We start from the raw sequence: 21,487 nt of genomic DNA, 5'->3' as shown, positions 1-21,487 counted from the left end.
CAGGTTGAAGAACAAGTCAGATTAACTTGGGTACATACCCTCAACCGATAAGAAAAAAGCGAGCTAGGTAGCTCGCTTTTATCATGTGGTGTTCTTTATTAAGTCTTAACGGCGACCAAGCCCCATTAATACCGACATCGTTTTACCGTCAGATGTAATGTCAAAAACGTGTTGCGATTCAACCTCAGTAAAACCTGCATCTTTCAAAGCACGTTTAGACTTCGCAAGGGTAAAACCGTCTTGTTCAGATTCTGCAATCCAATCAAAATGAACAAAGTAACCGCCGTGGTTAAGTAAAGAATGCGAGATTTTTAATGACGCATCTAAGTCTTCCACAAACGCTAAAACTGACGATGCAACTACTAGGTCAAACTGTCCACGAAACGCTGGATGCTGAGCGACCAAGCCGCGAGACAATGCATCTACGACAGGTTCTACATTGGCAAGCTCTTTTTTATCGAGTTCTTCAATCATGGCTTCCGATGCGTCTAATGCTACGATGTCTTTAACCATCGGTGACAATCGTTGACTTAACTGCCCTGTTCCGCATCCAAAATCTAGTACTTTAATGCCATCAAGCTGAGTTAGCTGTTGTAACTGCTCAAACACCGACTGCGCAAATTGCTCTGTTGCTGGATTTGATTCCCAGTTTTTTGCTAAGCCGTCCCAATCTTGTGCCATCGTGGCCTCCATGTTCACTTTTTGTAACCCACATAGATTACCGCAAAACCGTTAAAAGACCATAGACTTATCTGGCGGATTCGCGTTTTTTTCGATAATCTTTCACGGCTTTGGGAGCACATCTGCATAATACCCAAATTATTTGAATTCATTTATTGGTTGTGTCAAATCATGAACTTAACTCAAGTAGAAACCTTCTGCACCATCGCTGAGTGTGGTTCTGTTTCTGAAGCAGCAAGGCAACTCGATTGTAATCGCACCAAACTCAGTATGTCGATTAAGGCTTTAGAGAAAGATCTCAACGTTGAGTTGTTTGCCCGAACTGGCAACCAGCTCACCCTCTCTGAAGCTGGGAAAGCCATTTACAAAGATTGCGAACACCTACTTATCATCGCACAGCGGATAAGAAAAACCTGTGCTCAAATCTCTGAAGGTTTTAACGCGGAAGTTTGGGTAGCACGTGACGACTCCTTACCTGATGATCTCTGGCAAGAGCTTTCTCATACATTGAATAACCGCTTCCCTTCCACTACCTTCAACTTAATCCTGGCATCCAGTGGCGACTTGGCCAACTTAGTCAGTACCCACCAAGTGGATTTTGCCTTTGGTGTTGATTATGAGCGCGTCGACGATCCTCGTATCGTGTATAACCCGCTAGGCAAGATACGTATGATGTCAGTATGCAGTGCAGAACATCGCCTAAGTAAGATGCGCCGAGTCTCAGACGAAGATCTACGCAGTCAGATGCAAGCGTTGATGGTGTACCTAAATGAGAAAGATAACCCTGAACTGCAGCCTTTCTCGACTCGATACATTGGCTTTTCGAGTTTTGACTACATGCTCAACACCATCTTAGAAGAAGACGCTTGGGGTGTACTGCCAGAACCATTAATCCGCCATTACCTTCGCCAGCAAAAGCTCGCCGTTATCAAGCATACATACGGATTGACACAAGAAGACTACTGTATGTTTTCACCTAACGGTCAAACTGAGCACCCAGCAATGACATGGTTAGCGGATAAATTGAGCGAGTATTTATTTGACTTCTAAACATTTTATCAGTGAGCGCCAATTTTATTGGCACCGAGATCATGCGGCAAGTTATTGTTTTATAAGAACATAAACAAAAACGCAACTTTTTAGATTAGAACCTGCTCACTTAGTGGTTGCCTAAATTACCTTATGCGAGAAGAATAGTAAGGTATTAAAATTTAAAGGCATCTTTTATGTGTGACAGGACAAGCAAAAACGAAAACCGTATTCTAACCATTTCAGCCCTTTTAGCATCTGGGTTCGCTGCTGGTGGTATGGTACTTGGCTTGCTTGTAGGATCAATTGTCATCGTTTTTGACGGTGTTTACTCTTTGGTCAGCTTACTGTTAACTTTATTGTCACTGGCCGCTTCCTACTATATTAACAAGCCCTCAAAATCTGTATTCCCATTTGGAAAAGCGGTCTTAGAGCCAATCGTTATTGCGATAAAAGCGGCTGTTATTTTAGTGGTTGTAAGCTTTTCTCTTTACTCTGCAATTTCAGCATTGATGTCCGGAGGCCGTGAAGTCGATGCTTCTATTGCCACTCTATTCGGCATCGTAAACGTCATCGGTTGTGGTTACGCTTGGTGGTTTATGGCTAAACGCAGCCGTCGCTTCTCATCAGGCTTGATTGAAGCAGAGAAAAAACAGTGGCAGATGGATACGCTATTAAGTGTAGCGGTGACGGTAGGATTTGTTGCTGCTTGGGTTGTATCACTAACGCCATTCGCTGAATATGCGGTTTATGCCGATCCTATGATGATGGTGCTAATGGGCTTCTACTTTCTGAAAGTTCCTTTTGATATGTTGGTTGGTGCACTACGTGAGCTACTAATGATGACACCAAGCAAAGAGCTATGTCAGGTCGTTGGCAATGATGTACTAGAGATAGAAAAAACATCTGACCACCAGCTGAAGTTAGCAGGTATCACTAAAGTGGGCCAAGAGCTTCGTATTAACATCGATTTGCACGTCGATGACGACACCATCGCATTAGATAAGTTGGAACAAACTCGCACTCAGTTAACGAAACGTCTGTCGAAGCACAGATTCAAACTGCAACTCCATTTAAACGTCGCAAACTGTTAGAACACGAAAGAAAAAGCTCCCGACCGAGGGAGCTTTTTCTTTCTGTCATTTGAGCATACAGCGCAAAAACAAAATCAGATAATTTTGGTTTAACCTGCTGCTTCACGCTTCTCCTTGGTGACTACCCAACAAAGCAAAGAGCCCACCGTAACCATCACAACCCCCTGCCAAAAGCTCGGGCTCAACGTCACACCAAGAATAATGGAAGAAAATAGCGCAGAGAAAATGGGTGTAAAGTAAGAAAGTGTCGCAAGAAAGACCATGTTTCCGCCAACAATCGCGATGTTCCACAAACCATAACCACCAGCCATCAACGCCGCAGAAGCAAAAAGGTAGCCCATTGCTTCCAATGAAAAAGTCATCTCTGGCTCATCAGCAAACGCATATTTCACCCATAACGAAACAGCAGTAGCAATGAAAAACAACGTAATCGCGTTATGCTTGGATTGCTGCCTCTGGGTTAAATTACAATAAAAGGCCCATATAACTGCTCCTGCGAAAGCCATAAAGTACACCAAAGGGTTACTACTGACATTGGACATAATCTGAGTAACGGATAAGCCATTCTCACCACTCACCGTCCACGCGACTCCGATAAACGCCAGCGCAACCGCTGGATAAAGCAGCAAGTTTGTTTTTTTGTTACTGCCTAAAACCGCAAACAAAACGGTGAGTGCTGGCCAAAGGTAATTGACAATCGACACTTCAATAGCCTGCGCACGCGAGTTGGAATATCCCAGAGATAAAGCGAGAAATATTTCATAGCAAACGAACATCGCGCCACCAAGCATGAGATACTTTGGAGAAAAGTACGATAACTTCGGAATGCCAACTACGATAAGAAGGAAAATAGAACTGAGAGAGTACAACATGGCCGCCCCGCCCACGGGACCTAGGCTCTCGGTAACCAACCTGGCAATGCCAAGTAAGCAACTCCAAGAGAGGATGGCAATACAACCATAAAGTGTGAAACGAAATTGCACTGATTTCATGTGACCTACCACTCACGAATGCCAAAGGAAACATCAGCTTAACTCAAAAATGATCAGGTTCAACGTACTGTTTTATAAAAATCAGTATAAAAATCACTCCATTACGCAGTTGGAGTCGATATGAAACATTTTCTGCCCTCGAGTGTTATGCTTACACCTTTTGTTGTGCGCTACTATGATGAAGAAGACGACGATAGCGAAATCGCCGAAACTGATTCGAGCACTCAGCATCTAAAAGAAACAGAGCAACAAACGGAAACCTCAGACTAAAGGAATTCTCAAATGAAAAAAGTCGCAGTTATCTTCAGTGGTTCAGGTGTTTACGATGGCACAGAACTGCATGAAGCCGTATTAGCACTCCATGCCATTGAAAAAGAAGGCGCATCATGGCATTGCTTTGCTCCTAACATCGATCAATTACACGTGATTAATCATCTAACTGGCGAAGAGATGGACGAAACACGAAATGTGTTGGTGGAATCTGCACGCCTTGCACGTGGCAATATTGATGATGTTGCAAGATTGAATCCAGATGAGTTTGATGCCCTACTCTTACCTGGCGGTTTTGGTGCCGCTAAAAATCTCACTGACTTCGCAGTATCAGGGGCTGAGTGCTCGATTAATACACACGTAGCTCAAGCATGTCGCGCATTCGCTCATGCGAAAAAGCCAGCAGGTTATCTGTGTATTTCTCCTGTCATTATTCCGATGATTTATGAGCATGGCGTGAAAGGCACCGTAGGCAACGATGAAGCGATCTCGATAGCATTTAATCAAATGGGCGGTGAACACATCACTTGCTCTGTCGAGGATATCGTTTTTGATGAAACACACCTCGTTCTATCAACCCCAGCTTATATGTTGGCAGAGAATATCTCTCAAGCGGCATCAGGTATCGAAAAGTTAGTATCAAAGCTGATTGAAATTGCCTAATTATTGATAGATAACTTATAAACCTACCTCCCATCCCCATTGATAGTTAAGTTATTAATGGGGATTTTTATACTTTAGTCTAATTTAGAGATATATCCGTATTAGATATCAATTTTTGCCAATCGATTGCGTCACTGGTTTCATATTTGTTCTACTTTATATCTGTGTTGCACCTACATGCTGTGCAACAAGATCACTGTCACAGTTTTTCTCTTGCAAATACCTCTAAATAGGTAAACTTGCTTCAGATCAACTTCAATCTGGAAACGAGTGTGCGACAGTAAATGGCAAATTAAGAAAGATTATTAAAAATAACGACGGAGCTATCCAATATGACAAGTGCATTTTTTATCCCTACGGTAAACCTAATGGGCGCTGGTTGTTTAAAAGACGCAGCAGACAGCATCCAATCTCAAGGCTTTAAAAAAGGTTTGATCGTTACGGATAAGATCCTTAACCAAATCGGTGTAGTCAAACAAGTTCAAGACCTTCTCACTGAACGCGACGTAGCAACCGTTGTGTACGATGGCACTCAACCAAACCCTACTATCACCAACGTTAATGATGGCTTAGCTTTACTAAAAGAAAACGAATGTGACTTCGTTATCTCACTCGGAGGCGGCTCACCGCACGATTGTGCAAAAGGTATCGCTTTAGTGGCGTCAAACGGCGGCAAGATCGGCGATTACGAAGGCGTTGACCAATCAGCAAAACCAATGCTGCCTCTCGTATCAATCAACACAACGGCTGGTACTGCTTCTGAAATGACGCGTTTCTGCATCATCACAGATGAAGAGCGCCACATTAAGATGGCGATTGTGGACAAACACACAACACCATTGATGTCAGTGAATGATCCTGAATTGATGCTTGCTAAACCTGCGTCTCTTACTGCCGCAACAGGTATGGATGCGCTAACACACGCGATTGAAGCTTACGTATCTATCGCTGCGACACCAATCACTGACGCGGTAGCAATCAAAGCAATTGAACTGATTCAAGATCACCTTCGCACAGCAGTGAAAAACGGTGAAAACCTTGAAGCTCGCGAGCAAATGGCATACGCACAGTTCATGGCAGGTATGGCATTCAACAACGCATCTCTTGGTTACGTTCACGCAATGGCGCACCAACTAGGCGGCTTCTACGACCTGCCACACGGTGTATGTAACGCGATTCTTCTACCTCACGTACAACGTTACAATGCGCAAGTATGTCCAGAGCGTTTACGTGACGTTGCTAAAGCAATGGGTGTTGATGTTGAAGGTATGTCAGCAGAGCAAGGTGCTGCGGCGGCCATTGATGCTATCGTTGAGCTCGCTAAAGATGTCGGCATCCCATCAGGCATTAAAGAGCTTGGTGCGAAGCTAGAAGACATCCCAACCTTAGCGGACAACGCGCTAAAAGACGCTTGTGGTTTCACTAACCCGAAACAAGCAACGCACGAAGAGATCTCTAAGATCTTCGAAGAAGCGATGTAGGCTCGCTAAGTAAACAATTCTCTAGTCTTAATTCAATCCCCGATCTCGTATTGGGGATTTTTTATGTTCGCATACCCTGCCAAACGTCCTCTTTTAGTGTTAGTTTTTAAGTATCTTGGATTCATATTGGAAGGAACCATGAGAACTATCACTGCGACCCTACTCGCTTGCCTAGCTTTTTCTATTGATGCTGCGGAATATCGTGCCAATGAGGTTGCCAATGGGTTTCAAATCCCATGGGGAATTGAATTTCTCGATAAGCAACAAATGATCGTGAATGAAAAAAACGGCACCGTTTCATTACTTAATATTGCTTCGGGAAAACAGCAAACCCTCTTCAAAGTACCGAATGTGAACACCAGTGGGCAAGCTGGTTTATTAGATGTAGCTCTAGTGCCGAATACCGCTCCACAAAATCCACAACTTTTCTTTACTTACAGCAAACGTACCGATAAAGGAAATACTGTGGCCTTAGCGACCGCACAATTGAAAAACAATCAACTTGTGGATTGGAAAGACGTCTTTGTCGCCGACGCCATCACGGACACCAGTCGTCATTACGGCAGCCGTATTGCGTTTGTCGATGACAAGGTTTACTTCTCAATTGGGGACCGTGGCGAACGTGATAATGGGCAAGACACTCAAACCCATGCAGGCACTATCCTTCGCCTCAACCTTGATGGCTCGGTACCACAAGATAATCCATTCAAGACTTCTGAGGCTCGCCCTGAAATATGGAGTTACGGGCACCGTAACCCACAAGGCATGTTTTACGACGAAGCAACAAAACAGCTTTGGTCGATTGAACATGGCCCTCGTGGTGGTGATGAAATCAACCTGATTAGGAAAGGTGCAAACTACGGCTGGGCAAAAGTCTCTCAGGGTAAAGAGTATTGGGGACCGTTAGACGTTGGAGAAGCGAAAAGCTTACCGAATATGGAAGACCCAAAGTTGGTTTATATTCCGTCTATCGCGCCAAGCAATATGGTGGTGTATCGTGGTGATAAGTACCCAGAGTTGGATGGAAAAATCCTCGCCGGTGCCTTGAAGCTGGCGCACATCAACGTGGTATCCATTCAAAATGGCAAACTAAAAGAATCAGCACGATTAATGGAAGACCTCGGCGAGCGAGTAAGAGATATCACCATCAGTCCGGATGGCTATGTCTATTTTTCAACAGATACAGGCAAAATTTTCCGTCTTGAAGAGAAGTAATCAAACACCAACATCATTGAGACTATTTAATTTGTGACGTATCAGTGATTTATTTTCGTACAAGTAACACTTTTGAATCTAAAATTAACAATAACCTTTTGTTTTTAGAAAGATAGCTTGGTTTAAGTCGTACGAGGTCATCATGGTTCCTTTTCCATTAAAACTTGAAAGAGTCAAAGCCGTTATTTTCGACTTAGACAATACGCTCGTCAGCTCCGATATGAACTTTAAAGATCTTCGTCAGCAACTAGGCTGTCCACAAAACGAAGATTTATTGGATTTTGTTGATAAGCTTGACCATCCACATCAGAGAGAGCATGCCCATAATGTCATCTTTGATCATGAAATTTCTGATGCAGAGCAATCATCTCCGATGCTGGGTTGCCACGAGCTTTTGGCATACTTACATCAGCATAAAGTTAAAACCGCGATAGTAACGCGCAACTGTTTGATCGCTACGCAGCGTAAGTTAGAACATAACCGAATCAATGTTGAACATGTCCTCACTCGTGAATGCTATCCAGCAAAACCTGATCCTTTATCACTCCAAGTCCTAGCCAAAGAGTGGCGATTAATGCCAGATGAAGTACTTTATGTGGGCGATTTCCTTTATGACCTACAAGCCGCATACAACGCCCAAATGCCATCCTGCCTTGTTCACCACGATACGACTGCACAATTCCACGACTCCGCCTCTCTTGCTGTAACAGAACTGACCGATTTACTCGAACATTTTCAGTCTTTTAAGCACATTCACGACTAACTAGGCACTTTCATAAACAAAAGGAGCACTCGCGTGCTCCTTTGACTTATTCCCGATTTATTTATGCGCCCCCAAGTGAGTGCTCGGGTGATGCGTCGCTTAGCCTTGTAGGTAAGCGTTAAGCATCCACATTAATTTTTCTTGCTCACGGATGTAGTCACCCATCAATGCCGCGGTACCTTCGTCGCCTGCTTCACCCGCGTTTTGTAGAATCTCACGCTGTTTTAGAAGTAGAACGCTAAAGCCTTGAACCAGACCTTGTATACACTCCTCACCAGAAGTCGCGTTTTGATGTTCTTTAATTTCACTTGCTTCCAAGTAGTTGCTGAATGCGTGCGCTGGCGTATGACCCAAAGTTAGAATACGCTCTGCAAGCTCATCGATTTTTGTTTGCAGATCAGTGTAGATCTCTTCAAATTTTACGTGCAGTTCGAAGAATTGCGCACCTTTGATGTTCCAGTGGTAACCGCGTGAGTTCATGTACAACACTTGGTAATGTGCTAGCAGTTGATTTAGCTGTTGAGCTAGTTGTGCTGATTGTTCGCTGTCTAGACCAATTAGGCTTACTTGTTTGTTCATAATCTTGCTCCTAGAAGGATGATACCAATCGTAGTAACGAACGATTCTCTTACCGGGATTGGTATAAAGTTTAAAAATTCTTTTGCAGTATTTGCTGCCGATGGAGTCATATTACGATTCCACCTCGGTGAAGAAAATTTGGTTTTAGCTATGATTTAAATAGCTAAATCCAATGAGCAAGTAGACGAATATCGGCGTATCATCCAACAAAAAGCCCCAACCCTTTTTGTGTAAAAAGGATTGGGGCTTTTTTACTATTTGGTTAACGTTCAAAAGTCGATGAACAAATGTAAACCTTATCTACGCCGTTTTGAAAGTTGCCATCTGTTGATTCAGCTCAGTAACTTGCTCTTTTACTTGCAATGACGTCTCTGATGCACGTTGGCTGTTATTCGAAACCTCATCCACTGATTGAGTAATACCGGACATCAATCCAGTGATCGAGCTGGTCGCATGAGATTGCTGCTCTGCCGCTGCCGCAAGCTCTGCCATTTGTTCATTCAATGAACCAATTTGTTCAGTAGTAACAAGCAAACGAGTTACCGCTTTTTCAATGTGCTCCGCGCCCTGCTCCGCAAGTGATTGGCTGTGTTCAATTTCCTCAACTACCGAATTAGTCGAGCGTTGAATCGCATTAATGATGCCGTTGATTTCTGTCGTCGACTGAGTAGTGCGAGTCGCTAACATACGTACTTCGTCCGCCACAACCGCAAAGCCTCGCCCTTGATCACCCGCACGCGCTGCTTCTATCGCGGCATTCAATGCCAGTAAGTTAGTTTGCTCTGCCAAGCCTTCAATTACTTCCGTCACTCGGCCAATGGCTTCGCTCTCTTTGCTTAACTGCGTCACTTGCGTACTCGCGGTTTCAATGCTGCCATGTAAGCTTTCCATCGTGACTTTGTTTTGCTCTAGCGCATCGCGACCTTGTTCAATCTCGCCTTTTGAATCAGAAAGCTTCTGCACCGATTGATTGGCTTGATCTAGGGTGTTACGCGCGGCTAAAGCGATTTCATCCAATTGGCTTCCCATTTCAACAATGCTGGTTTGTTGCTGTTCTACATTCGATGAGGTGACTTGCGCCGATTCCAACAAAGCCCCCATACTGGTATCCACTTGGTGCGCTTTCTCACTCACCCCTGCCACGATGCTCGCTAACGATTGGTTCATGCGGTTAATCGAATCGGTAAGGTCTGCCAATTCATCTTTCCCAACAACGGTGAGCGGAGGCTGAGAAACGTCCCCTGAAGCGATCGTCTTGGCTCGCTCCGATAAGTTTTTCAATCGGCGACCAATGGTGTTGCCCATGTATTTTGAAATCGCTACTGCGGCAAACAAAACCAATGCCGCCGCAATCAGCATGGTGGTGAGTACGCTCTTGATCGACTGATTAATGCCCTGTCCGCTTTGATCAGCACGACTTTGTTGAGCCAATACGATCGTTTCTAAGCTTTGGTCTAGGGCATCCGCTGCTGGCAACAGTTCGTTCGCCATCAGCAAGTTTGATTCGTTCCACTCTGGCGATTGACGCAATGCAATTACCTGCTCTGCTAAAGGAAAGTACAGTTGCTGCATTTCTTTAAACAGTGACCACAATGATTGGTCGTTATCAGTCAGTCTGTCGAGTTTACTGTCGATTTCCGCCACAGACTGATTGTGGTACTTAATCAAGTCGTGGTATTTGTCTAGATGATCTTGTTGCCCGTACAACAGGAAATCTCGCAGTGCAGACAGTGCATTTGCGAGCGAGGTATAACTGTCGGCGTAGACTTTAAACAAACGCTTTCTGTCTCCACCAAATGGATTTCCTGACTCTTCGTTGATTAAGCTTTGAAGCTGATCAAGTGCTACTTCTGCAATGGGTGCCGCTTCGTTAATAAAGAGGTTATGCGCGGGTAAGTTCTCATCACTGTGACTGAGCTCAATCAACTTGTTTAGAGAGACTTTTACCGCATCCCACTGACTTTGAATCGCTTGAAAATCCTGTTCAGAGATCAAAGCCTGCAACCTTGGAAGCGACTCGTCTGTTGACGCCATGATATTGCGTACGTCCTCACTCAAACGTGCGCTCGCCTCTTCATCGCCACCTAGCAACATGTAGGCTCGAATAGAAGACAACGACGCTTGAACGGACTGTTGGATACCGCGACTGGTGTCGACGGTCGGTAAATCGGATTTAAGTAGCGAAGAGGCGTATTGCTCTACGGTGGTGACGTTGCGATACGTGAATACCGCTGATGCCATAAAAAGTACGGCTAGCAGCACAAAACTGAGCTGCAACTTCCCTGATATCGTAAGGTTCATCCATAAACTCCTGACAACGATGAGCCTTAAATATAACGATGTTTACAAAAATGTTAAATGCTTGTATCAAAAACAACTTCAGAACAAGGCATTATTTGTGATTGATTGCATTATTTAGGGATAGCAGCTAAATGAAAGGCGTCTCTAGTAACTATACCGGATATTAGCAAACACCAAAGTTGCAGGTGTTTCTCCAAATAAGCTGCCGTCCGTACCGTTAAAATGTTGAACTACAGTTAGCAGTTGCCAATTATTACTGAGTGAATAGCTGCTGGATAATCCAGCAAAGTAAGAGCCATCATCATAGTAACTAGCCGATAAGGTGACGCGGTTGAGCGCCGTTAAGTCGAAGCTAGCATCGGCATAAACAGTATGCTCCGTGAAGCTCAAGGTTTTCGCAGAGAGAGGGAGGTTTAGGTAAGTTAATGCGCTGCTCGCTGGCTTTGGTTCAGAAATAAACAACCAAGCACCTCTCACCATCCAGTTACGCACACCACCAAAACTGTAGTCTGATTCCAAACTAGCGACTGTCGTATCCTCAGTAGGCTGACCTTGATGCTTTGTATCAATAGGATCAAACCAGCTTAACTCGCCTCGAAACCCGGCTTGATAGATATCAGTCGCAAACCCTGCTCCAAGAACATAGTCTTGCCGAGATCGACCGGCAATGATTTGATAGTCCCAACCAGAAACGTTGGAGAAATATCGTAGTGACGTGCTGTTTTCTTTAGACTGCTTTGACGGAGAGAAAACGAGATCTAACCCATCGGCAAACCCAAGTTTTTTACTCACCATGACAGCGTCGGTGCCCGCCCGCTCTTCGTAATCAAAGTCGTAAATAGAATAGGCGTTGTAGATGTCGTTTGGGTTCCAAATGGTGTTCATTGACCAGTTGACCCGGAACCGCCCTAACCTTGCCCCCCAATCTTGGTCACTCCAAGAGACGTAGAGTCGATCCAGTTGGGTATTGAGGATTACATTATCTTCTCGCCAGTTTTTGCTTAGATCAAAATACCCATTATCAAGCGCCACGAGTTCCGCATATTGAGGAATCTCAAGCGCATCGCCCCACAATGCTCTATTCCTGATACCAAGATTTATTCGCCATTCAGGAGAAAAGCGATATTCAACGTTAATCCGGTTATGGAGTAGATGGTCAAGGGTATTACCCTGCTCGTCAGGCATACTATAGGTCGCCATGTATTTCACATAGCCATTGATATCCCATGCTTTTTCAGGCTCCAAACCCGGTATGCTGGCATTAGTTTTAATGCAAATTACCGCAGGACTTAACGCAAAAAAAAGCCGCAATAACTTGGATAGTAAGCTTACGCCTTCTACTCTACCACGCATGGCTCTTCTCTATGGTGTTATCAATGTTGGCAAAATCTCGTGCCAAACGCCCGTCCTCAAATACTATGATTCGATGCGCGCGCTTAATAACTCTAGGATCATGGGTAGAAAAGATAAATGTCGTGCCTTCTTTTTCGCTGAGTTGTTCCATTATATCAAGCAGCTCGGCTGTACTTTTTGCGTCTAAGTTGGCGGTAGGCTCATCTGCCATTACAAACCTTGGTTTTGGTGCCAATGCTCTTGCAACCGCAACTCTCTGTTGTTGGCCTCCAGACATTTTACTCGGACGTTTATGCATCTGCTGTGATAATCCAACCTGTTGCAGTAGCGCGCTGGCGCGTTCACGACATTCCCTTTCTGTTTTCCCTTGCAATTGCATAACAAACTCGACGTTTTCAAGAGCTGTCAGTACGGGGAGCAGGCTATAATCTTGGAAGATAAAGCCAATGTTATCGCGCCGATAAGCGATCAACTCTTTTTCTGACATATCAGAGATTAAGCATCCATCAATTTCCACGCGTCCTGATGTAGGCGAATCGATCCCGCCCAACATGTTTAGTAGCGTCGTTTTCCCTGAACCAGAAGGTCCCATAATAGCGACAAACTCACCTTGCTTGATCTCCAAATCTACGCTCTGAACCGCATGTACCGGGAAGTCACTCTTTGGGTTGTACGTCTTGGATAAGCCTTCCAATTTAATCGTCATTACGTTTTCTCCGCCATGGCATCCGCAGGTCGATGCTTGAGAATTTGCCTTGCTGGATACAAAGCCGCAAATAAGCTCGCGACAAAAATAGCCACAATAATCAATTGATATTCATAAAACGACACTCTTGGATAAAGCAAGGTATCGACGCCATAAGCACCTAATCCATCAGCAAGTGCGCCAAGCGATAAGCCAGTAATACTCAGTATTTTCAGCATGACTGCGCTTCCTAATAACCCTAACGCGCAACCACTCAAACCAAGGAATAGCGTTTCCAAAATAATCAGTGTGCGAATTTTATGCTGCTGCATGCCAACCGCCATTAACACCCCAAACTCTCTCGTTCTTTCAAAAACTGACATCAGCATGATGTTGATGATTCCGAGAGTCATGGCAAGTACGAAAACGACCAACATAATTTGGTTAGAGATATCCATTGAGCTCATCATTGTTGCGAGTAAAGGCTGTATTTCTTGCCATTTTCTCACGACCAATTGTTCACGGTTGGCTTGTGGCAATATTGATAACGTAAATGCCTCTGCACTTTCTAGCTGTTTAGTCTCGTTGGAGTTCAACAAAACGCCAATTTCATGCGCACCCGACAAGCCTGCGATTGTTTCGAGATCGACTTTACGGACGTAGACATTACCGTCATCAAACGTGGTGGATGGCGTTTTAAAAATACCTCGAACGCGAAAAGCTGCGCCAGATACATCACCCTTGATGTCAGATAATGTTAAAACCACTTTCGATCCAACACGCAGCTTCAACCGATTTGCGGTTTTTTGCGAAACAAGAATGGGGTTTCTTCCCACTTCGTTTAACCATTCTCCGTCTATCACATGGCTTGTAAGCGGTGTGATACTTTGCTCTTGTTCAATATTGATGCCATTGATCCGAACGCCTCTCGTACTACGCGCAGAAGCAATCATGCCATCAGCAAGAAATCGCGCCGATACCGCTTTAACATCTTGATGTGCAGCCAAAGCGGCCGTTATCGTTTGATAATTCGCTATTGTGTCACTAAGGTCAGGATTATTAAGGTAGGATTTCTGATGCACTTGTAGATGACTGGTTTGCCACGCAATCGAGTTTTTGATCATGCTGTCGACCAAACCGTTCATGAATCCAATCATGGCAACAACGCCCATTAAGCCGAACACCATCGCTCCCAGCATAATGGAAGTTCTGAGCTTGTTCCGCCATAAATTACGCCACGCCAATTTAATCAACATGCGCGCCTCCTTTTAGCCCACTAGCAATGGGCAAGCGAAGAAGTCTAGCCATCGGATACATCAGACATAACGATAAAATAACGAGAACGACAAGAATTTGATCCATTAACAAATAAGGGTCTAGCGAAACAGGTACGATTGGTTCAAAGCCACTCTCCAGCATCACTTGTGCAGCATCGCCAGTAATCTCAATCGGATTGATATAGAAATACGCAAGCACAGGCGCGCTGATCAAGACACCGAGCACAAGACCAATAACGGAGATAAACATCGATTCAATGGCGACGAGCCCCATAAGCTTGCTGCGCAACATACCCGTCGCGAGCATCACCGCAAATTCACGCTGGCGCTCTAACGTCATCATCAAAATCGTGGCAAACAGGCCAAAACCAACAATGCCGTACAAGATATAGATCAAAAAGATCCCACCCGCTTTGTCCAAGGCTATCTGTTGAGAAAGTTCTGGCGACAGCTCCTGCCAGCTTTTTACTGCGACGCCATTCCCGTAGTGGCGCTTTAGTTGTTTAACAATGTCAGGCAACACGCGTAAACTTTGAGTGTTAAGGACCCATGCGGTGACTTGGTTATCAAGCGAATACAACGCTTGTGCGGTATCAAGAGGCATGTAGACCAACTGAGAATCTAACTGCTGCAGAGGAAAGTGCAAAATACCGGACACCTGATACAGTCCAGCCGCCGTTTGACCACGATAACCCGAACCATACAACACCAGTTCATCACCAACGTTCAAATGAAGGTAGTTTGCCAAGCCCTCACCAACAAGCACCGAGTTTTGTCCAGATGCAATAAAGCGCCCTTGTACGATTTTGTCACTAATGCTGGAGTAGCTATCTTCAGCGTCAGGCTCAACGCCGAGCACCATCACGCCTTTGGATCGTTCGTCTTTGGCGGCAAGCGCAAATGACTCAATTCTCGGCAGAACGATGTCGATATCAGGATTATTTTTGGCAGATGCAATGAACGCAGGCGTTTGAGGAAGGACATCATCAATGCTAGAGGAGTCCCCAAAATCGGGATGTTGTAGCTGAATTAATCCCGTATAGAACTTCGCAGCGTTTTTAATATTTGAGGAGTAACTTCCTTCTTGGAACGCTCGAGTCAGTAAGGAGAGAAACAGAACAAGAGCTAACGCAGAAGCGGTTAACAATGTCCGCCGTTTTTGCCGCCATAGATTTCGCCATGCGAGCTTGATGAGCATCCGATTCTCACCTCTTATCTAAACCAAAATCCACCCTAATCTCGCAGAGCCTTCATTTGCTGCTGGGAGAAAAAGTCATCATCGATATCAAAATCAAATTGCGCTTCGTGCGTAATCAAAACCGTTTTATTTCCTGGTTTATCTATCGGCTGCATCTCCATGCGAGTCGCAACGTCTCGCCCACCCAACGTTTTCACATCGTAAGTCGTCAAAACATTTACCAGTTCATCAAATTCATCGTAAAACTCGACTTTGCGCTGTAACAAGCTCGTTTGAGAAATCCACAGTCTGACTTTGCTCCAAACCACTGGGGCGTCAGGCTTGGCAAGTGCATCAACTACCCAAACTTTGTCGCCATCAAAGGTTTCACTTTGAAGCAGTTGATGTTGATAATCGACAACAATAGAAGATTGGTTAATTAAATCATCATTCGTGAAGTCTGATCCCATCCAAGACTGACTGAGCATGGATGGCGCAATTTTAATCACTCGCTCTATACTCGGCACCCAATTCCACATTTCTCTATGACGTTTTAACGAGGCGCTACCTTTATCTTTCGCCGGAGCAGTCACCAAGACCAAAGATAATTCCGTACCTTTCGTCCAACTCTTCATGGTCATTGAACGTGACCAGTCAGGGCGAACAATTTTCATGGTGGCTTCGCTATAACTGGATTTTCCGCGCATCGCTTGATCAGACTTTTGGACTATATCGAAAGCGCTCTCAGCGTAAGAAAAAGAAGAGAGAAGTACACAAGCGAGAACACAAAACGTTTTATACATACCTTCCCTTTGTACCGACGCGACCTAGAATTTGAATCGAAACGGGTATAATAATTTTAAATTCAATTGAGTATAGCAAGTGAGGATTTAGAAATAGCGATTGGTGACTCAAAAACGCTAAGGGACTTGACGAAGCTCAGGTTGAACCTGGCTGTCTGTTATGACTTGAAACACCGAGCGATTTTTACCTTCAGACTTACCTTGATACATCAGTTGATCAGCGTCTTGTAAATTCACGATGTGAGTAAATTCAGGGTAGTATGCGCAGCCTAAGCTAATGCTCAAATGAATCGCTTGCCCGCCAAGGATAATAGGTTGTTCGTACACGGCTTTGCAGAGCATTTGGGCAAAGTCGCGCGCCTCTCGTTCAGAGAGCGATGCTGTCACGAGTGCGAACTCTTCTCCGCCAATTCTCGCCAATGTCATTCGTTCATCAGTCATTGATTTTGCTGTTTCAGCCACGGCCACTATCGCTCTATCTCCGACAAGATGACCGTATTGGTCATTAATTGATTTAAAATCATCAATATCAAATACCATTACCGTCAAGCTTCGCTGCAAGTGATTCAAGAGCGCCAATTGTTCAATCAAGTGTCTACGGTTGTAGAGTTTTGTTAGGGAGTCCGTTAACGTCATCTCCAGCAATTGCTGGTTGGCAATCGTCAATTGTCTTGTGCGCAGCGCAACCATGCGTTTGAGTGCGAAGATATGATACAGCGTCGCTACCGCCATAACGAAAATCGCAATAGGTAGGAGATAAAGAGGATAGACCGTTTTCACCACACTCCAGCGATTGAGGATCCTTTCTCGATCTGTATCGATAACTTTTTCAAACGCTCGAGAGACATCCAAAATGGAAGCAGAACTATGCAACCCTGCTGCAATCCGAAGGTCTTTACTATATAAATTTATTACAGGAACAAACATGCCTGCTCCCGGCATAGTTGCCATATAAAAGTTAGCAACTTGAAGGTCCGCGACAAAATACAGCACCTTCTTATCGACAGCAGCCTGTATCATCGTGTCGTTATTGATGTATTCCGCGATAGGCGCATTAGGATAATTCGTCTTAATAAACTCAGACTCGTAACTTCCTTTAACGACACCAATTGGCAACGTCATTTCACCAGCTAAAACACTTTTGACATCAATCGAAAGCACGTCTTGATTGACATATAATTTAGTTTGAATGGGCATGATAACTGCGCCAAAATCCAAGTAATCGGCTCTTTCCGATGAGTAAACCAATCCCGCGTGAAAGTCAGCACGCCCCTCTTTTACGGCCTGTAAAGAAGCCTCCCAATCAAGAAGCAGAAACTGAACATCAATTTGGTTGTCCGCCGCATACGCTTTCCAGAAGTCGATCAAAATGCCTTTGGGTTCACCGTCTGGGCTAAGGTAAGAGAATGGCTTCCAAGCTTTGGAGTTAGCAACTATTAAAGAATGAGACTCTGACTTGTGCGCATACGTCATCGGGCAAATAGACAGCCATAGTAGTAACAAAGAAGCACACGCTTTTGTACACTTGCAACCATAAGTACCATAACTCGTCGATGACATACCTACTTCTCACCAGTCTTTTTAAACCATAATCTCGGCTGTTTTGTCTGATCTAAAGATATAGCAGAGCGGTGTCGGACAGGAAGTGGCTCCTATTGATATGAATCTAACTTAGTAGGTTTTAGTACTTATTTGGTACTTTTCAGCGTCTAGTTTTAAGAAGAAAGCTAGCCAGTATAAGGTGAGATAAGAGTGATTTAACTAACACTAAACCATTGAATTTGAATAGGTTGATAAAAAGCAGCATCAATAAAAAAGCCCTATTCAAAATCCACATCGGGGAGAACTTTGAATAGGGCTCTTTGCCTCTATGCTTCATTTTCCGACTGAAGCTGCCTTTACCTTTTTTCGCTTTTACTACTCGTGTTCTGAACAATTGACTGGTGACAACCGCTTTTAACGCATTGTCCTTGATTTCACCTCTGCCGAAATCAGTCTTGTGTTGTAACTCATTCGGCTGAGGACTGGTTTTAGGTTTTGCCATAAATCCTCCTTAATGGTCGAACCAGATTGGACAATAATTATATAAATAAGTCAAATTTATAGATTTAGTTGAATTTTATGCTGAAAAACTTCACATCACCGTCATTTATTTGAAATTTAATCAAAAACATGCTGGTTAAATAGTGACTAAATACAAATATTTGTCCATAAAGCACTAATATATGTTGACTCTTCGTGGAATTAACCTAGACTCAAACACGGCTAGAAAGAAAGTTCTTTGTTTTCACATTTCGTTGGATTACTTGTAACCCGTCGTCCTGTGGTACGCAATAGCAATTTATTTTTCCACGCTATAAGCGCCGTTGAGGCGAAAGATTACATTATTTAGATATTTAGGAAATAGACATGTCTAACACAGCTACTGGCACAGTTAAGTGGTTCAACGAAACTAAAGGCTTCGGTTTCATTCAACAAGAAAACGGTCCTGACGTATTTGCTCACTTCTCTGCAATCACTGGTGACGGCTTCCGTACTCTAGTTGAAGGCCAGAAAGTAGAATTTGTTATCTCTCAAGGTCAAAAAGGCCCTCAAGCAGAGCAAATCAAAGTACTTTAATTCTTAAAGAATTTGATACGATAGCCAGCTTCTAAAGCTGGCTATTTTTTTGTCTATAACTTATTTTTGCCAACAAAAACGATATAAATCCATGGCTCTTAAACCGACTATTTATAAATTTCGTATCGCCATTTCCGATATGAATAACGACTATTACGATTCTAAAAATCTAACTATCGCCCTTCACCCTTCAGAAAAACCTCAACGAATGCTGGCTCGTGTTTTAGCTTACTGCTTAAACGCTCAACGTAATTTAGAGTTTACGAAAGGGCTTTCTACAATTGAAGAGCCTGATTTATGGCATGTTGGCGATGATCAAAGCATTACTCACTGGATTGAAATTGGCGAACCAGAACCAGAAAGAATCAAGAAAGCCTCTCGCCTAGCAAAGCATGTGAAAGTTTACACTTATAACACTAAAGCGACGGTATGGTGGGATAAAATGTCAGGAAAGTTCTCAATGCTTCCCGTCAATGTAGAAAGCTTTGACTACGACGCTATCGACTTGATTTGTCAGCACCTTGACCGAGGCACTAGCCTTTCTGTTATGATTACCGGCAGCTCTATTTTTGTTGATATCAACGATCAACACGTCGAAGTAACGGTGAAGGAACTAAAAAGCCATGACGTCTCTTAGTGAACTGAGTCAAGAGATGGGATTCAAAGAAATTCCCTTCGTTAAAGAACATAAAGCGGCAAAGCGACGTTGGTTAAAAGAACAGTCACAACTGTTTACAAAAGTTTGTGAGAACAAACCCACCACGGCTCCTACTCTTCACCTGCTTGGTCTTTTGACTAAGTCGCATATTGAAGCCAGCGCTAACTATGAGCAACATGCGCATTCTGCCCAGCAAATGCAGCAAGTGCTGACTGACTCCTTGGGTGATGAGCACGCGGATAAGTTCACTAACCAGTCCGCAGAAGACCTTATCTTGATAACCCACCTTTGGCTTTATACTCAAGGCTATTTGAATATGGACTTTAGCTTGGCGCACGATCATGCCGAGCAAACTCAAAATACATTGCAACACGAACTTGTTGTAAAACGCATGGATGTTGATGCATTCAGAACCGAACTGATGCAAAGCTTTTATCTAGGTAGAGAAGCCAGTCCAGTTTCGACTAGCGGCTTTTGGGGCAAGTTAAAACGCTTATTTTCCGCATAAAATACATGGTTTTATCCATTTCAAACAACTGATAGACTTCACGCTCAATGCAACAAGCATCATGATTGCATTTTTAAAGGACAATTACCCAATGAACATCAAGGGATCATTATGAAGTTTATCCGTTGGATTTTAGGCAAGGTTATCTTATTGCTGAACGCCGTGTTCTCACCTCGTGGTGTTAAACGCAGTGCAGAAGAACAACAACGTATTGATGAAAAAGCAAAGCAATACGCACTTTACCAATTTGAAGCTTGCCCTTTTTGCGTAAAAGTCCGCCGTGCAATGAAGCGTCAGTCAGTGAACATTGAGCTACGTGATGCAAAAAATAACCCGACTCATCGAACTGAACTAGAGCAAGGTGGTGGACGAATTAAAGTCCCTTGCCTACGTATCGAAAAAGATGGCGAAACACAGTGGCTATACGAGTCATCTGACATCGTCGCTTACGTTGAAAAAGAATTTGCCTAAGTTCCCCCTATGAACATTGGCGGATGTAAAAGAGGCACCATACAGGTGCCTCTTTTCTATTCAGTCTAGCTGCTCGTTGCTATGCCTAGCCTTTGGGTTCACTCTTCTTGCTCATTCCCAGACGGAAACGCCAGTAAACACATAAGGGCTCAGTGAAAACGACACGACGTAGTTTATCGACCAGCCATCGCCTTACTCATCAACGATCAGCGTTAGCTCTACGCGTCGATTACAAGCTTTGCCACTGGCTGTCGAATTACTGCACTGCGGCACATACTCGCCAAAACCTCTAGAAAATACGCGTTGACGAGGAATACTCGTCGCCAGTAGTTGCTTTTCCACTTCACGAGCTCGCTTTTCTGACAACGTGTCATTAAAGCTGGCAGCTCCTGTGCTATCGGCATGGCCATCGATCACGACATCCACATCCGTTCTTCCTGCTAGATAGTGACCAATGTTTCGAATCCAGTCTTGAGATTGCGCTGATAACTGAGCAGAGCCAGTTTGAAAATGCACTTGCTCTTTCAAACGTATCATTAAGTGACCGCCACTGAGTGTCTCATGAGGAATATTGTGCCTGTTCAGAAACATTTCCAGAGAGGTCACATTTTGCGATTTTTTTACTGATGCCCTCTCAGTCTGATACGTGCGAGGTGAAGAAGCCACACTGGAGGCGCTCGGATAGCCCCACTCAGGATGTCTCAGCTCGGTGTTTGTTTTAGGAGCTGTATCTAAAATGTTCCCGCCAGGAACCATGTCTTGATCAAGGCTACTGCACCCAGTCAGAATGCCGCAAACAATTAAAAACCACTGCTTCATACCATTACCAACGTAGAAAAACTCTTGTCCATTGTGTCGACAAAACACG

The 21,487-nt window shown here is 44.1% G+C and carries 23 protein-coding genes; 11 read left to right on the top strand and 12 right to left on the bottom strand.

Annotated elements, in window-relative coordinates; all coding sequences use genetic code 11:
* Positions 1-105 precede the first annotated feature (105 nt).
* Entirely contained in the window at positions 106-681 is a 576-nt protein-coding gene (locus NL644_RS02945) for a class I SAM-dependent methyltransferase (protein ID WP_006742039.1), read from the bottom strand.
* Between the two features lie 171 nt (positions 682-852).
* Between NL644_RS02945 and NL644_RS02940 the strand changes: the two genes are divergently transcribed.
* Both NL644_RS02940 and NL644_RS02935 read left to right on the top strand, forming a co-directional pair.
* Positions 853-1,731: a LysR family transcriptional regulator gene (locus tag NL644_RS02940; protein WP_054867567.1), complete on the top strand. Its 879-nt coding sequence runs from the start codon at positions 853-855 to the stop codon at positions 1,729-1,731.
* 176 nt (positions 1,732-1,907) lie between these two features.
* Positions 1,908-2,804, top strand: a complete 897-nt coding sequence (locus NL644_RS02935) for a cation diffusion facilitator family transporter (RefSeq protein ID WP_005391129.1) — start codon at positions 1,908-1,910, stop codon at positions 2,802-2,804.
* An 89-nt stretch (positions 2,805-2,893) separates the two neighbouring features.
* Here NL644_RS02935 and yddG read toward each other — a convergent pair whose 3' ends face one another.
* Positions 2,894-3,796, bottom strand: a complete 903-nt coding sequence (gene yddG, locus NL644_RS02930; RefSeq protein WP_253657965.1) for an aromatic amino acid DMT transporter YddG — start codon at positions 3,794-3,796, stop codon at positions 2,894-2,896.
* Positions 3,797-3,916: 120 nt separating this feature from the next.
* Here yddG and NL644_RS02925 point away from each other — a divergent pair, with 120 nt between their 5' ends.
* From NL644_RS02925 to NL644_RS02905, 5 genes are all read left to right on the top strand, one after another.
* The gene (locus tag NL644_RS02925; protein ID WP_006742043.1) at positions 3,917-4,066 is read left to right on the top strand and encodes a hypothetical protein; all 150 of its coding nucleotides are present in this window, start codon (positions 3,917-3,919) and stop codon (positions 4,064-4,066) included.
* Between the two features lie 12 nt (positions 4,067-4,078).
* Positions 4,079-4,729 (top strand): isoprenoid biosynthesis glyoxalase ElbB, encoded by a 651-nt coding sequence (elbB, locus tag NL644_RS02920; protein WP_104972772.1) that lies wholly within the window; start codon positions 4,079-4,081, stop codon positions 4,727-4,729.
* A gap of 332 nt (positions 4,730-5,061) precedes the next feature.
* The gene (gene yiaY / locus NL644_RS02915) at positions 5,062-6,210 is read left to right on the top strand and encodes an L-threonine dehydrogenase (RefSeq protein WP_253657964.1); all 1,149 of its coding nucleotides are present in this window, start codon (positions 5,062-5,064) and stop codon (positions 6,208-6,210) included.
* A gap of 138 nt (positions 6,211-6,348) precedes the next feature.
* Positions 6,349-7,425: a PQQ-dependent sugar dehydrogenase gene (locus NL644_RS02910; protein WP_253657963.1), complete on the top strand. Its 1,077-nt coding sequence runs from the start codon at positions 6,349-6,351 to the stop codon at positions 7,423-7,425.
* A 142-nt stretch (positions 7,426-7,567) separates the two neighbouring features.
* Complete coding sequence (locus NL644_RS02905) at positions 7,568-8,188, top strand: HAD family hydrolase (RefSeq protein ID WP_253657962.1); 621 nt, start codon at positions 7,568-7,570, stop codon at positions 8,186-8,188.
* Positions 8,189-8,287: 99 nt separating this feature from the next.
* Here NL644_RS02905 and NL644_RS02900 read toward each other — a convergent pair whose 3' ends face one another.
* The 9 genes from NL644_RS02900 to NL644_RS02860 all read right to left on the bottom strand — a co-directional run bounded on the left by NL644_RS02900 (position 8,288) and on the right by NL644_RS02860 (position 18,407).
* Positions 8,288-8,767, bottom strand: a complete 480-nt coding sequence (locus NL644_RS02900) for a Dps family protein (protein WP_006742047.1) — start codon at positions 8,765-8,767, stop codon at positions 8,288-8,290.
* Between the two features lie 300 nt (positions 8,768-9,067).
* Positions 9,068-11,068, bottom strand: coding sequence for a methyl-accepting chemotaxis protein (locus NL644_RS02895; protein WP_253657961.1), 2,001 nt, complete (start codon positions 11,066-11,068; stop codon positions 9,068-9,070).
* 144 nt (positions 11,069-11,212) lie between these two features.
* Entirely contained in the window at positions 11,213-12,421 is a 1,209-nt protein-coding gene (locus tag NL644_RS02890; protein WP_248380096.1) for a hypothetical protein, read from the bottom strand.
* Positions 12,411-13,127, bottom strand: a complete 717-nt coding sequence (locus NL644_RS02885) for an ABC transporter ATP-binding protein (protein ID WP_005391145.1) — start codon at positions 13,125-13,127, stop codon at positions 12,411-12,413. The genes NL644_RS02890 and NL644_RS02885 overlap by 11 nt, the downstream gene beginning before the upstream one ends.
* Positions 13,127-14,362 (bottom strand): FtsX-like permease family protein, encoded by a 1,236-nt coding sequence (locus NL644_RS02880; protein ID WP_253657960.1) that lies wholly within the window; start codon positions 14,360-14,362, stop codon positions 13,127-13,129. Before NL644_RS02880 ends, NL644_RS02885 begins: the two co-directional genes overlap by 1 nt.
* Positions 14,352-15,581 (bottom strand): FtsX-like permease family protein, encoded by a 1,230-nt coding sequence (locus tag NL644_RS02875; RefSeq protein ID WP_005391149.1) that lies wholly within the window; start codon positions 15,579-15,581, stop codon positions 14,352-14,354. Before NL644_RS02875 ends, NL644_RS02880 begins: the two co-directional genes overlap by 11 nt.
* A gap of 35 nt (positions 15,582-15,616) precedes the next feature.
* Entirely contained in the window at positions 15,617-16,363 is a 747-nt protein-coding gene (locus NL644_RS02870) for an outer membrane lipoprotein-sorting protein (protein WP_046873698.1), read from the bottom strand.
* A 117-nt stretch (positions 16,364-16,480) separates the two neighbouring features.
* Positions 16,481-17,923 (bottom strand): diguanylate cyclase, encoded by a 1,443-nt coding sequence (locus NL644_RS02865; protein ID WP_104972779.1) that lies wholly within the window; start codon positions 17,921-17,923, stop codon positions 16,481-16,483.
* 142 nt (positions 17,924-18,065) lie between these two features.
* The gene (locus tag NL644_RS02860) at positions 18,066-18,407 is read right to left on the bottom strand and encodes an alternative ribosome-rescue factor A (protein ID WP_114322892.1); all 342 of its coding nucleotides are present in this window, start codon (positions 18,405-18,407) and stop codon (positions 18,066-18,068) included.
* 365 nt (positions 18,408-18,772) lie between these two features.
* Here NL644_RS02860 and NL644_RS02855 point away from each other — a divergent pair, with 365 nt between their 5' ends.
* The 4 genes from NL644_RS02855 (at position 18,773) to NL644_RS02840 (ending at position 20,619) form a co-directional block, all read left to right on the top strand.
* The gene (locus tag NL644_RS02855; protein ID WP_005375625.1) at positions 18,773-18,982 is read left to right on the top strand and encodes a cold-shock protein; all 210 of its coding nucleotides are present in this window, start codon (positions 18,773-18,775) and stop codon (positions 18,980-18,982) included.
* A gap of 91 nt (positions 18,983-19,073) precedes the next feature.
* Positions 19,074-19,619 (top strand): YaeQ family protein, encoded by a 546-nt coding sequence (locus NL644_RS02850; RefSeq protein WP_182035756.1) that lies wholly within the window; start codon positions 19,074-19,076, stop codon positions 19,617-19,619.
* Positions 19,606-20,148 (top strand): hypothetical protein, encoded by a 543-nt coding sequence (locus tag NL644_RS02845; RefSeq protein ID WP_053809554.1) that lies wholly within the window; start codon positions 19,606-19,608, stop codon positions 20,146-20,148. Before NL644_RS02850 ends, NL644_RS02845 begins: the two co-directional genes overlap by 14 nt.
* A gap of 111 nt (positions 20,149-20,259) precedes the next feature.
* Complete coding sequence (locus NL644_RS02840; protein ID WP_046873702.1) at positions 20,260-20,619, top strand: glutaredoxin; 360 nt, start codon at positions 20,260-20,262, stop codon at positions 20,617-20,619.
* A 192-nt stretch (positions 20,620-20,811) separates the two neighbouring features.
* Here NL644_RS02840 and NL644_RS02835 read toward each other — a convergent pair whose 3' ends face one another.
* Positions 20,812-21,438 carry an OmpA family protein gene (locus NL644_RS02835; protein ID WP_048625248.1) on the bottom strand — a complete coding sequence of 209 codons (627 nt, stop codon included), beginning with the start codon at positions 21,436-21,438 and terminating at the stop codon, positions 20,812-20,814.
* Between the last annotated feature and the right edge of the window lie 49 nt (positions 21,439-21,487).

This window comes from Vibrio sp. Y10_XG_PY6, assembly GCF_024181795.1.
Lineage (GTDB): Bacteria > Pseudomonadota > Gammaproteobacteria > Enterobacterales > Vibrionaceae > Vibrio > Vibrio diabolicus.
The sequence above is the reverse complement of the archived record's forward strand: the minus strand, read 5'-3'. Positions and strand labels throughout refer to the sequence as shown.

What these genes read in the sequence shown, in the direction of transcription:
- NL644_RS02945 (WP_006742039.1), bottom strand. Translation starts at nt 681, where the DNA reads ATGGCACAAGATTGGGACGGCTTAGCAAAAAACTGGGAATCAAATCCA.
- NL644_RS02940 (WP_054867567.1), top strand. Translation starts at nt 853, where the DNA reads ATGAACTTAACTCAAGTAGAAACCTTCTGCACCATCGCTGAGTGTGGT.
- NL644_RS02935 (WP_005391129.1), top strand. Translation starts at nt 1,908, where the DNA reads ATGTGTGACAGGACAAGCAAAAACGAAAACCGTATTCTAACCATTTCA.
- yddG (WP_253657965.1), bottom strand. Translation starts at nt 3,796, where the DNA reads ATGAAATCAGTGCAATTTCGTTTCACACTTTATGGTTGTATTGCCATC.
- NL644_RS02925 (WP_006742043.1), top strand. Translation starts at nt 3,917, where the DNA reads ATGAAACATTTTCTGCCCTCGAGTGTTATGCTTACACCTTTTGTTGTG.
- elbB (WP_104972772.1), top strand. Translation starts at nt 4,079, where the DNA reads ATGAAAAAAGTCGCAGTTATCTTCAGTGGTTCAGGTGTTTACGATGGC.
- yiaY (WP_253657964.1), top strand. Translation starts at nt 5,062, where the DNA reads ATGACAAGTGCATTTTTTATCCCTACGGTAAACCTAATGGGCGCTGGT.
- NL644_RS02910 (WP_253657963.1), top strand. Translation starts at nt 6,349, where the DNA reads ATGAGAACTATCACTGCGACCCTACTCGCTTGCCTAGCTTTTTCTATT.
- NL644_RS02905 (WP_253657962.1), top strand. Translation starts at nt 7,568, where the DNA reads ATGGTTCCTTTTCCATTAAAACTTGAAAGAGTCAAAGCCGTTATTTTC.
- NL644_RS02900 (WP_006742047.1), bottom strand. Translation starts at nt 8,767, where the DNA reads ATGAACAAACAAGTAAGCCTAATTGGTCTAGACAGCGAACAATCAGCA.
- NL644_RS02895 (WP_253657961.1), bottom strand. Translation starts at nt 11,068, where the DNA reads ATGAACCTTACGATATCAGGGAAGTTGCAGCTCAGTTTTGTGCTGCTA.
- NL644_RS02890 (WP_248380096.1), bottom strand. Translation starts at nt 12,421, where the DNA reads ATGCGTGGTAGAGTAGAAGGCGTAAGCTTACTATCCAAGTTATTGCGG.
- NL644_RS02885 (WP_005391145.1), bottom strand. Translation starts at nt 13,127, where the DNA reads ATGACGATTAAATTGGAAGGCTTATCCAAGACGTACAACCCAAAGAGT.
- NL644_RS02880 (WP_253657960.1), bottom strand. Translation starts at nt 14,362, where the DNA reads ATGTTGATTAAATTGGCGTGGCGTAATTTATGGCGGAACAAGCTCAGA.
- NL644_RS02875 (WP_005391149.1), bottom strand. Translation starts at nt 15,581, where the DNA reads ATGCTCATCAAGCTCGCATGGCGAAATCTATGGCGGCAAAAACGGCGG.
- NL644_RS02870 (WP_046873698.1), bottom strand. Translation starts at nt 16,363, where the DNA reads ATGTATAAAACGTTTTGTGTTCTCGCTTGTGTACTTCTCTCTTCTTTT.
- NL644_RS02865 (WP_104972779.1), bottom strand. Translation starts at nt 17,923, where the DNA reads ATGTCATCGACGAGTTATGGTACTTATGGTTGCAAGTGTACAAAAGCG.
- NL644_RS02860 (WP_114322892.1), bottom strand. Translation starts at nt 18,407, where the DNA reads ATGGCAAAACCTAAAACCAGTCCTCAGCCGAATGAGTTACAACACAAG.
- NL644_RS02855 (WP_005375625.1), top strand. Translation starts at nt 18,773, where the DNA reads ATGTCTAACACAGCTACTGGCACAGTTAAGTGGTTCAACGAAACTAAA.
- NL644_RS02850 (WP_182035756.1), top strand. Translation starts at nt 19,074, where the DNA reads ATGGCTCTTAAACCGACTATTTATAAATTTCGTATCGCCATTTCCGAT.
- NL644_RS02845 (WP_053809554.1), top strand. Translation starts at nt 19,606, where the DNA reads ATGACGTCTCTTAGTGAACTGAGTCAAGAGATGGGATTCAAAGAAATT.
- NL644_RS02840 (WP_046873702.1), top strand. Translation starts at nt 20,260, where the DNA reads ATGAAGTTTATCCGTTGGATTTTAGGCAAGGTTATCTTATTGCTGAAC.
- NL644_RS02835 (WP_048625248.1), bottom strand. Translation starts at nt 21,438, where the DNA reads ATGAAGCAGTGGTTTTTAATTGTTTGCGGCATTCTGACTGGGTGCAGT.